The sequence below is a fragment of the Methanolobus sp. genome (assembly GCF_030682845.1).
Classification (GTDB): Archaea; Halobacteriota; Methanosarcinia; order Methanosarcinales; family Methanosarcinaceae; genus Methanolobus.
Genome location: NZ_JAUXNK010000101.1, coordinates 1 through 9,816, shown reverse-complemented (window position 1 = coordinate 9,816; position 9,816 = coordinate 1). Strand labels below are relative to the sequence as shown.

The window sequence follows — 9,816 nt, the reverse complement described above, 5'->3', positions numbered from 1 at the left end:
GGCCAGTGTTTCATTATATGTCCACCTGCAAAGCTCAAGTGTGTCAACAAGTATCGATGTTTGAACATTTGTGGGGTAGAGGCGATAACGAAACACTTTATTCAAGATCATTTCACCTTTTGGGTTTCTATGTATATTCGTTTATCATGTGTATTTATACTCGTCTCTGAAAAGTTGACGGGCTGTATCCCACCTTTGAAAAGGTGGGGATTAGCCCTTTCTTTATCCTAAAGGTATTGCTTACATGGAAGTTTTGGTTAAGACCCTATAACTTCAATATTTATTAAAGAGTTGAACACATGGCAAAATACCCACCTGATTCTTTTCAATAACTACAGGGAATGTGTATTTCTTCATTTTTGCACCTTATTTTAATAGCATGCATTTGCATTAAAATCTTTCCGGGTTTGATTATGTCGGCAGATAAAGGTTACCGTGTCAGCAGGAAATACCGAAATAGAAGAATATCATGTGTCTTTTTTGCTTTTTGCGATAAGTCCTCTTGGAATGCGCCGCCTATGGCGCTATGGTTGCGTTTGTAATTCAATCATTAGCTGGCGATTCCACCATATAAAAGATCTGCCTTGTAGAAATTAACATTTTGGAGAATAGTTCATGCAAAAACACATATTGCTAACACAAAAAAAAGCCTGAAGACAGTTAGAACCACCAGACTTTGTGGATACTACTGAGAATATTGTGAATTTTCTATACCCCATCATCTTCAGGCCAGTACCGGCAAAAATATACGTATCGTAAAGATGTAGGAAACAGGCTATGTAGAAAACCTCTCGAAATCACCAGCTGTAGGAAAAAGTTGTCAGATTTCTTCAATAACCGACAGCAAATTTTAATTATTGCTAATTTCTATCTTGTCCAAATATCGAGGATTTCTACAGAATCGTTAAAAGCGTGATTTAAGTTAATATATGCTTATCGAGATGCTCTTTTTCATTATAAAAAACCTGTGCTATGACTTTTACTATGCATGCTCATGTTAGGGAAGGCTTGAAGTGTGGGAGCATAAAAAGTAAATAGACATACCTGCACACCACATATAGCAAATAAAGGTGACAAAATGTTCTGCTACCAGTGTGAAGAAACAATGAACGGAGGAGGCTGCACAAATAACGGAATGTGCGGTAAGAAAGGGGAAGTCGCAGACCTTCAGGACGATCTCATCTATGTCCTGAAAAGCATTGCATTCTACAACCAAAAAGCAAGAAAGGCAAACATTTCCCAAAAGAGCACTGATGATTTTATGCTCGATGCACTGTTCTCGACCATAACGAATGCCGATTTCAGAGCGACCGGAATTCAGGACCGTATTGACAGAGGCTTCAAACTTCAGAATGAGATCAAGCAGAAACTTCTGGCTAACAATTTGCTTGATGAAGACGATCTACCCGAGATCGCAACTTTGACCCAGGAGAACCTAAAGGACAGGAACACAGGCATACTTGCGACAGAGGAAGAAGACATCCGCTCATTAAGAGAACTGGTAATCTTTGGTATCAAAGGAATTGCAGCATATGCACATCATGCTATGATGCTCGGGTATAGCAATAAAAAAGTTAATTCATTTATAGAAGAAGGCCTTGTGGCAACCACGGATGACAGTCTGACTGATAAGAACCTCATCTCATTGGCCCTAAAATGTGGGGAAAATGGTTTTGACATAATGGCAGAACTTGACATGGCAAATACAGCTACATTCGGAAATCCGGAACCTACACTGGTCAATATTGGAACAAGAGGCAAGCCGGGAATTCTCATCAGCGGACATGATCTAAATGACCTGAAACAACTATTGGATCAAACCGAAGGAACAGGTGTCGATGTATATACTCACGGGGAGATGCTGCCTGCAAATTCATATCCAGAACTTAAGAAGTACGAACATCTTGTCGGCAACTACGGCGGATCGTGGTGGCACCAGAAGCAGGAATTCGGGAGTTTCAACGGACCAATATTACTGACTAGCAACTGCATAGTCCCTCCAACGAAAATTTACGTTGACAGATTATACACTACAGGTTCCGTAGGTTATGATGGTGTCACACACATTGTGGCTGAAAACGGTAAGAAAGACTTCTCGGCCATCATCGAGCAGGCAAAGACCTGTGAACCTCCGGTACAACTGGAAGAAGGTACCATAATGACCGGTTTTGCTTACAACTCCGTACTATCTAATGCAGGCAAGATCGTTGATGCCGTCAAGGCAGGCAAGATAAAGAAGTTCATTGTCATGGCAGGATGTGACGGGCGTCACAAGGAGAGGCAGTATTATACTGATTTTGCAGAAGCACTTCCAAAGGATACTATCATACTTACTGCAGGATGTGCAAAATATCGCTACAACAAACTTAATCTCGGGGACATTGATGGAATTCCAAGGGTACTGGATGCAGGACAGTGTAATGATTCCTTTTCACTGATCATCATTGCACAAGGACTTATGGCCAGGCTTGGATTTACAGATGTTAACGAAGCACCAATTTCGTACAATATTGCATGGTATGAGCAAAAAGCAGTCCTTGTGTTGCTTACCCTCCTAAGGCTTGGAATACAGGATATTACCCTTGGTCCAAAGCTACCGGCATTTGTATCACCGAATGTTCTCAATGTCCTGGTGGATAAGTTCAATATTAGACCGAACAGCACCATAGAAAAAGACATGGAGATACTCTTAAAGTAAACTAAATCTCAGTTATTGGTGTAGAGTTCTTCAAGTAATAATCGAAGACATCTTTTGCCCAATTAATAGCTGTCAGATTTTCACAGACAACGTGCTTGTTGTCAAAACTTCCATTAATTGTTAGCAGGCCTATCATTACCATCTGCTCACTATATACAAAAGATAGCAAGTTCATTTTATTAGGGTATAAGTAGAAATGAACTAAATCATTACTGAGCAGTTCTTTGATGTCATTATAATTGTCAATTTCTAATTTGTCAAACAGGCTTTGAGAAATGATTACATGCATATCTGCGCCTTCGGATAGAATTCCTGAAAATATATCTCTAAAGTTGGGATAGAAAAAAGTAGTAATGGCGTAATGATATTTTTTGGATGCTGTTTCTATTATTTTATGGGCCTCATGAATCTCTGTAATAGAAGGACTCACTACTGCACATTTTCCAAGTTCATTAATCCTTTCTAAAAGGTGAGGTGGAATAAAATTCAGGCTATGAGTTCCCCAATAGTCAATGTCAACATCAAAAGTTTCAATGATCCCTAGCAGAGGAGTCATCTCATCGACTATCAATTTACCAATTGTTGTCAGTTCATAAGTGTCATCATAGTGATCAATAAGGTAATGCTCTTCAAGTATTCTAATCTGGGGAAGTAATGCTTGTCTGTTAGTATCAATAAATTTTAGAAGATACTCCATTTCCTTTGCTCCGTCCTGTAGTAGCAAGAGAACTCCCTTTCTCTTTTCAGACTTAAATACTACATCAAGCAATGGTTTTCTCATCTACATCACTCTCACTCAAGCAGTTATAATTCCAGATCACACTACATTAAATTATGCGGCTCTTTGTACTTATAGCAAATTAAATAAAACTAAATAATTAATTTATAATGTTTTTACTCTCTCTGCATTCCCAGCCGGGTCCCTTCGTATCTGCTGATGATCACATGTAAATATTTATACTCCGTAAGGATTATCTCCTAATTATGGCATAATCCTTCTAATATGGATATGTAACCCCACTGTCATAATTAAGCGGAATAGCTTGTAAAAGCATATATATGGAATAAACACTACATGATTGTGCAATGGCAATCCAATACAAGAAAGAATCAATTCACGCGACAGTGAGTCCTTACATCAAGAGGTAGGCAGAAGAGCTGGTTGATGCGGGTGATTTCAGCAGCATGTCCGATCTTGTAAGCGTTGCACTTGCGGAGTTCATTGGGCGTTACAAGAGAGAGCAGAAAGAAAAGGACATGGAAGCTGAGGGGCTACTGTCAACGCTGTCAGAAAAAGACATAACTCCTGCCATGGTAAAGTTACTCAAGCAGGTGTTTGAAGAGGGTAAGGCCCCCAGGAACATTCGCCCCATCATCGTGGACAACATAATCGAATAATTCTGTTGAGAAACACTGTTGATCGAAATTACAACTTTGTCAGCATCCGGTTAAACGCTAGGTGATTTGCATGTATATGAAAACGAAATGTGCAATATGTGGTGAGAAATCATTCCATAACATTCGATTTAATCGAAGAAATCTTATTTTAGGCGACATAAAAATATCATGGCTTACGGATGCTGAAGTAACAGACTCCTGTACCCCCGGCGAGTTGGCAGAATATGTCCTGCACGAGCTTGCTGATCACGTGGAGAATGGGATATCAACACATGAGCTCTGCAAGATCCTCCGGGAGAAGTTCGGTGTCATGGAACAGTATTGTTGTGACCTGGTGCAGAAGTTGAAGATCGAGCTGGATATGTACTGTCCGGACAGGCAGCATCTGTATTATGTAGAGGCAAGATCTGCCTGAACGTTTACTGTTGCAAACCCGGGAGAAAAAATGGCTTCTAATGATGAGATTGCTAGGAGGATCGAGAAGAAAATAGAAAAGCCGATGATCCTCCTTTCGTTGCTGATCATTCCTGTTTTATTAGTTGAGCTTGGGATAGTTACCAATAACCAGCGGTATATATCCTTTGCAACGCTAATAGATGATATCATATGGTTTATCTTTCTTTTGGAATATCTCTTGTTAGTAAGTCTTTCAAGCAATAAAATAGAGTACACCAAGAAGAACTGGTTCAATGTGTTAATAATTTTGATCACACCACCTATCATCTTCCCATCCTCCTTTGCTTCGTTGAGAACATTAAGAGCTCTCAGGCTCTTACGTTTCTTAAGGATAATGATCCCTCTTAAAAGGGGTATCAAGCCGATCTACGATATTTACACAAAGAACTCATTTCATCACATTGCATTCATTACCTTTTCATTTATTGTGATTTCTGGAGCGATATTCGGATGGGTAGAGAATCAGAGTGTTGTTGATGGGATATGGTGGGCAATAGCAACGGTAACTACAGTAGGATATGGTGACCTATACCCCAAAACGGTGCCTGGCAGACTTTTTGCCTCCCTCCTGATGCTGGTCGGAATTGCATGTGTTTCAATATTGACAGCTAATATCGCTTCTTATTTTGTATCCAAAGACACTAAGGAAGAATCTAAGAGCAAAGATATAGTTTCTGAGAATGAGCTGATACTTAAGAAGTTAGATGAGCTATCGCGTAAAATCGAAGAACTTGATGAAAAAGTATCTCATATGAAAAGAAACTAATGTGGGACCCAGTCACATAGAGGTGGATGTGTACTTTTTCAGGCAGTGTTTGGGTGCTCAGGTTTGAGAGCCAGAACCCCGAAGCCAACATAAAACAGTTTCAGATGCCCTCTGGGGGGGCCTTTGTGACCATAAAAACCGTTGGTTACGGAGACAGATATCCCACAACCGGCGGGGGTCGACTGATCGGCATTGCGCTTATGACCTCCGGAGTTGGCGTATCCAGCGTGTTCACAGGCTTCATAGCCAATTCGTTCCTGGCTCCGAGGAAGAAGGAGACGGAAGGAGTTATTGCCGGATCGGGCGATCCTAAAACTAAGATCATTAAGATCAGACATATGCTGGAAGAACAGGAGAAGGCAAGTTCCGAACTAAGGGAGGGACTGGTAGAGGTCAAAAAATGCTATGAATGAGGAAGTTCCCCAGATACGGCCTCTAAGCCAGTTGTCTTCTTTATCTTCTCTTTTCAAAGACATTGCCAGAAATCATCCGCCAGGGCCTCAACGGTCGGAATCATCAACGTGATATCCATCGGGAAAGTGTCTCTTCATATCTTATACATTGGCTTTCTTTCTCCTTCTGGATTCCTGTAATATCTTCATCGGTATATTCGCACCCGGAATAATAACTCCTGCGACTTCCCCTCCGATCTCGAACAAGGTTTCTTCGGTGAAGATCTCAGCCATCTTTTCCCTGAGCACCTTGCCTGAATGGTACTCACCGGTAATACCATCAAACTCCAGAACCGTTTGTTTATTCTTTGGTATCCAGGAATACTCAAAAGCATAGATCGGCCTGAAATACAGATCCAGTGTCTCTATACTCATGGTCTCGTCCAGTACTTCGTCCGCATCTATAGGCTTTATCATTTCACTTAGCAATTTTCGGACAATATAGGCTGCTTTCACTTTTGCCGGAACTACGATATTGTCTCCTGCACCCAGTTCTTCGGTTTGCGATATCATACGTGTGGGCATGGTAACATATCGGGAGAAATTCACCTCGTTTTCTGCATAGGCATCTATAAAGATCTCTCGGGTCTTGGAATCGACACAGTATTCGATACCTGAGAGTTTTACGTTCCTTCCCTGATCTACTTCCCTCTCACCGTCAGAGAATATGACTTTTTTTACAAGTGGGTCACTTATTTTAATAGTGAACTCGCGGCAACGCTTGTATTCAAAATTAGTTGAGCACACCGCATGCCAGAAAGGTTTGTATTGCTTTTCAGAATGTATTATTTTAATGTCCTCAGGTTTCGGGCGTGATAAGAGATTCTGAAGTCCCCCGAAAGCTGCGGTCTTTTTGTTCCAGGCAAGTTCCTTCATTTCCTCAAAGGGTTTTTCGTCATTCAATACCAGAATTCTTGGTTCGGCTATTTCCAGATTCAGATTCTTCATAATAAATATGACACTGAATATGGTAATAAACTTTCTGCATTAATTGCTTGGCCAATCATAAACATTAGTAAATTTTATTACCAGTAATGGACGTGGTTCGTAGATTAGATTCTCAGTACCCGGAGGAAGTAATCTTCTATCAGGTTTTGGCAGTTCGGAGGCCGCATCTTCCTGTTCGTGCTCACGATAAATTGAGGATGTCTGCAACTGAACAGGCTGTCCGACGCTTCAATTTCATCGAAAAAACAGAGAAAAAGAAGGTCTGTAAAGTCTTTAGATCGGAAAAGAAGAAGTTATATTATTACTGACAGTAATTGTCGGACAAATGTAAAGACTGAGAGTTTTACGTTTCTTTATATAAGGCGCCTCTCATATCTCCTATTGCATTAGATGTCTAATGCAAATGACAGTGCCAGGGAGGTACACTATGGGGAAAGTGGAGAAGAGCGTTGACAACATACACAAATGTCTGTGCAGGAAATGTCCGACCTACAGGACCGCGTATGAGCAGAAGTCCAAGCCGGAGGACATGACAAGAATGATAGAGGGCGATACCTCAGATGTGGAGCGCATGGAGGGAGTGTTCTGCGCTTCCGGAAAGAGCCGTTTCATCGAAGAGAAGAAAGGATGCATCTGCGCAAACTGCCCGGTCTATAAGGAAAACGGCCTGACCGGCGGCTATTATTGTATCATGGGAGCCGAGGGTGAGCAATAGAGACCTACGGGCCCGCACAAATAACGCTCACCTTTTTTTGTCCTGCAGCAATTATGTTTGCCAAAAAGATTTTGAGCTGCTGGCTCTATAACCTACATGTCAGAGGATGTGAAAACGTGAAAACTGAAAAAAAAGAGTATCTTGTGCACAAACAGATATATGAGCAGACTGTGAAACGAAATAAAAAGATAGGCATGGCAAATTTGCTGATCTTCGGTATTGGTCTTGTCTTGAAATATTTAGGTATGCCTGAAATAGGAAGCCATTTCATCTGGCTGGGTATCGTGATCCTTGTATACACTATCGGCTCCAATATGCTGGCGAAACATGAAATACAGAAATATCGGGCAAAATGAGAAATCGGTGGTATTTTTCACCGCACAAGCACAACAGCAGCGATAACCAGCCCCGCCCCGGAATCATCAGGATGAGCCAAATCTGTGAATGCGGGAAATCTAATAAAAAAGTTTATATTATCAGATTTGCGTGTTGATCGAGTGAGATCTTGATCCTGCACTATACGACAGTTTCAAGATTAAGTATAAAGGCTTTGTTCCTGTCTTTATCAGTGGTGTCGGACCGCGCCGCCTGCAGCGGGATGATCACACCTATAACAAAATTATTATCCATGTTTCTATTCCCCCATCCATTCTTCCCGGGATATGTTGGCCTGTTTTAGTATCCTTTGAAGCAGATAGGCACTGATCCTATCTTTGTGTGGATCAGGAATGGTCAGGACAATGTCCCCTTTTGTCATGAAAGAATGTTTTGCACCTGAGAAAGGACCTTCAAATTCCAATTCCCGCAATCTTTTTACAAGATTCCTATGTGTTACAGGAGTAAGCTTATGCAATTGCAACTTCCCCAGGCTCTTTGATTATATGATCGCCTATGGGTGGTAGTGTCAATCCTTTCCGCAGCCTGAAAACTATCCATTCATCAATGGTCTCTTCCAGGTTTTTCCTGCATTCTTCAAGAGTGTTCCCCGTAGCCCATACTCCATTGAGTTCAGGCACTTCACCATAGTAAGGTTCATCGTCATCAATGATCTCATATTTGGCTTTTTCAAGAGCTGCATGAATATATTCAATAAGCATTATTCACACCTGTATATCTTCAATCTGGAATATGCTCTCTGTATATATATCATCGTGGGTTGATCAACAGAAAATTGTTTGTTGTTTTGTTACCGTTACTGTGACCATGAAACTGCATAAGGGTAATGTGATCATTCTTGCATATAGATCCTTTTATGCACCCTGCTCAGAAGACCTTTTGTCCATTGAATGCTCCGGCTATTTTTCTGCATATTGTATACATGACATGCAGAGTATAATCAAGTAATCTCTTGTCCTATACTTTTATCAGAAATGATGGAATGCGCCGCTTGCGGCGGGATGGTTGTTTTTATTTATTGCTTTGCGGTGACCCCTGGCAGTTTGTCACTCATGCAGTGACCTCGACTGCGACCAGACTGAAGGAGTTAATATCCGGAGCCAGTTCATCAGACATTTCCATATCTTCCAGAATCAGGCGAATTGCATCCTTGATGTTCTCAAGAGATTCTTCATAAGTGTCACCCTGAGAATAGCAGCCTTCAAGGGCCGGACACATGGCAAAATACCCGTCCTGGTCCTTTTCAATAACTACAGGGAATGTGTATTTCTTCATTTCTGCACCTTATCTTCAATAACATGCATTTGCATTAGAAACTTTCCCGGGTTTGATTATGTTTGACAGATAGAGCTCACCGTATGAGCCGGCTACCACTGGTAGATGCCAAAACTATGGAAAAGACACTTTCTGAATACTTGCATAAAACAAATAGAACGATCAGAATGTGATAAGGCTATTTACCAGGCTGATCCATTCATCCCTTGAGATTTTCACGTCATTTATGATCTTTCTTAGCATACCTTTTCCAATATCCTGACCTGCATGGATGGGGAGTATCTTTTCGGTCATGCATCAACCCGGACTTTCTGTATACCTACAAGATCAAGATGGCCTGATCGATCACTCTCAGATGTGACTTCAAGATATAATTCAATAGCCTCTTTGATACGCTGGTTCAGTTCGTCCAGTGTCTTTGCCTGGGTATGGCACCCGTCCAGCTCAGGTACCGAAGCCACATAAATGCCGTCCTCATCCTGTTCAATGACAACTGTGAATTCTCTCATGATATTGTCCTTTTTGTTCTCTAAATGAGAATATGCCTGTGAATAGAAATAATTACCTGTATGCAGGAGCTTTTATCGTACATTTGCAAGAATGGAGAATTACCGAATGATCTCATTTTTCAGGACTTGTGAAAAAATAAGCATGCCATATTGTGGTAGCAGACTGTACTGACCATGAGGATAGTAACTGTTTAGTTTTCCGG

General features: G+C 41.1%; 15 protein-coding genes. 7 read left to right on the top strand and 8 right to left on the bottom strand.

Features of this window, described 5'->3' with window-relative positions:
- A partial coding sequence (locus Q8J68_RS13755; RefSeq protein WP_305312084.1) for a helix-turn-helix domain-containing protein occupies positions 1-111 on the bottom strand: 111 nt, incomplete at its 3' end.
- A 967-nt stretch (positions 112-1,078) separates the two neighbouring features.
- On the opposite strand from Q8J68_RS13755, the gene hcp reads away from it, so the two are divergent.
- On the top strand, positions 1,079-2,698 hold the full coding sequence (gene hcp / locus Q8J68_RS13750) for a hydroxylamine reductase (protein WP_305312083.1): 1,620 nt from the start codon (positions 1,079-1,081) through the stop codon (positions 2,696-2,698).
- 1 nt (position 2,699) lies between these two features.
- Here hcp and Q8J68_RS13745 read toward each other — a convergent pair whose 3' ends face one another.
- Positions 2,700-3,479: a winged helix-turn-helix domain-containing protein gene (locus Q8J68_RS13745; RefSeq protein WP_305312082.1), complete on the bottom strand. Its 780-nt coding sequence runs from the start codon at positions 3,477-3,479 to the stop codon at positions 2,700-2,702.
- A gap of 404 nt (positions 3,480-3,883) precedes the next feature.
- Here Q8J68_RS13745 and Q8J68_RS13740 point away from each other — a divergent pair, with 404 nt between their 5' ends.
- From Q8J68_RS13740 to Q8J68_RS13725, 4 genes are all read left to right on the top strand, one after another.
- Positions 3,884-4,096 carry a hypothetical protein gene (locus Q8J68_RS13740; RefSeq protein WP_305312081.1) on the top strand — a complete coding sequence of 71 codons (213 nt, stop codon included), beginning with the start codon at positions 3,884-3,886 and terminating at the stop codon, positions 4,094-4,096.
- A 70-nt stretch (positions 4,097-4,166) separates the two neighbouring features.
- Positions 4,167-4,511 carry a hypothetical protein gene (locus Q8J68_RS13735; RefSeq protein ID WP_305312080.1) on the top strand — a complete coding sequence of 115 codons (345 nt, stop codon included), beginning with the start codon at positions 4,167-4,169 and terminating at the stop codon, positions 4,509-4,511.
- Between the two features lie 30 nt (positions 4,512-4,541).
- Positions 4,542-5,318 carry a potassium channel family protein gene (locus tag Q8J68_RS13730; protein ID WP_305312079.1) on the top strand — a complete coding sequence of 259 codons (777 nt, stop codon included), beginning with the start codon at positions 4,542-4,544 and terminating at the stop codon, positions 5,316-5,318.
- A gap of 125 nt (positions 5,319-5,443) precedes the next feature.
- A complete protein-coding gene (locus Q8J68_RS13725; RefSeq protein ID WP_305312078.1) occupies positions 5,444-5,731 on the top strand; it encodes a potassium channel family protein in 288 nt (95 codons plus the stop codon).
- 141 nt (positions 5,732-5,872) lie between these two features.
- On the opposite strand, the gene Q8J68_RS13720 is transcribed toward Q8J68_RS13725, so the two are convergent.
- A complete protein-coding gene (locus Q8J68_RS13720; protein ID WP_305312077.1) occupies positions 5,873-6,718 on the bottom strand; it encodes a hypothetical protein in 846 nt (281 codons plus the stop codon).
- A gap of 427 nt (positions 6,719-7,145) precedes the next feature.
- Between Q8J68_RS13720 and Q8J68_RS13715 the strand changes: the two genes are divergently transcribed.
- Both Q8J68_RS13715 and Q8J68_RS13710 read left to right on the top strand, forming a co-directional pair.
- Positions 7,146-7,433 carry a DUF2769 domain-containing protein gene (locus tag Q8J68_RS13715; RefSeq protein ID WP_305312076.1) on the top strand — a complete coding sequence of 96 codons (288 nt, stop codon included), beginning with the start codon at positions 7,146-7,148 and terminating at the stop codon, positions 7,431-7,433.
- A gap of 116 nt (positions 7,434-7,549) precedes the next feature.
- On the top strand, positions 7,550-7,789 hold the full coding sequence (locus Q8J68_RS13710) for a hypothetical protein (protein WP_305312075.1): 240 nt from the start codon (positions 7,550-7,552) through the stop codon (positions 7,787-7,789).
- 278 nt (positions 7,790-8,067) lie between these two features.
- Here the strand turns inward: Q8J68_RS13710 and Q8J68_RS13705 are convergent, their stop codons facing one another.
- The 5 genes from Q8J68_RS13705 to Q8J68_RS13685 all read right to left on the bottom strand — a co-directional run bounded on the left by Q8J68_RS13705 (position 8,068) and on the right by Q8J68_RS13685 (position 9,613).
- Positions 8,068-8,286, bottom strand: coding sequence for a type II toxin-antitoxin system HicA family toxin (locus Q8J68_RS13705; protein ID WP_305312074.1), 219 nt, complete (start codon positions 8,284-8,286; stop codon positions 8,068-8,070).
- Positions 8,279-8,530: a type II toxin-antitoxin system HicB family antitoxin gene (locus Q8J68_RS13700; RefSeq protein ID WP_305312073.1), complete on the bottom strand. Its 252-nt coding sequence runs from the start codon at positions 8,528-8,530 to the stop codon at positions 8,279-8,281. Before Q8J68_RS13700 ends, Q8J68_RS13705 begins: the two co-directional genes overlap by 8 nt.
- Positions 8,531-8,879: 349 nt before the next feature.
- Positions 8,880-9,104: a type II toxin-antitoxin system HicB family antitoxin gene (locus tag Q8J68_RS13695; protein WP_305312072.1), complete on the bottom strand. Its 225-nt coding sequence runs from the start codon at positions 9,102-9,104 to the stop codon at positions 8,880-8,882.
- A 162-nt stretch (positions 9,105-9,266) separates the two neighbouring features.
- Positions 9,267-9,398, bottom strand: coding sequence for a hypothetical protein (locus Q8J68_RS13690; RefSeq protein ID WP_305312071.1), 132 nt, complete (start codon positions 9,396-9,398; stop codon positions 9,267-9,269).
- Positions 9,395-9,613, bottom strand: a complete 219-nt coding sequence (locus Q8J68_RS13685) for a type II toxin-antitoxin system HicB family antitoxin (protein ID WP_015052528.1) — start codon at positions 9,611-9,613, stop codon at positions 9,395-9,397. Before Q8J68_RS13685 ends, Q8J68_RS13690 begins: the two co-directional genes overlap by 4 nt.
- Positions 9,614-9,816: the final 203 nt, after the last annotated feature.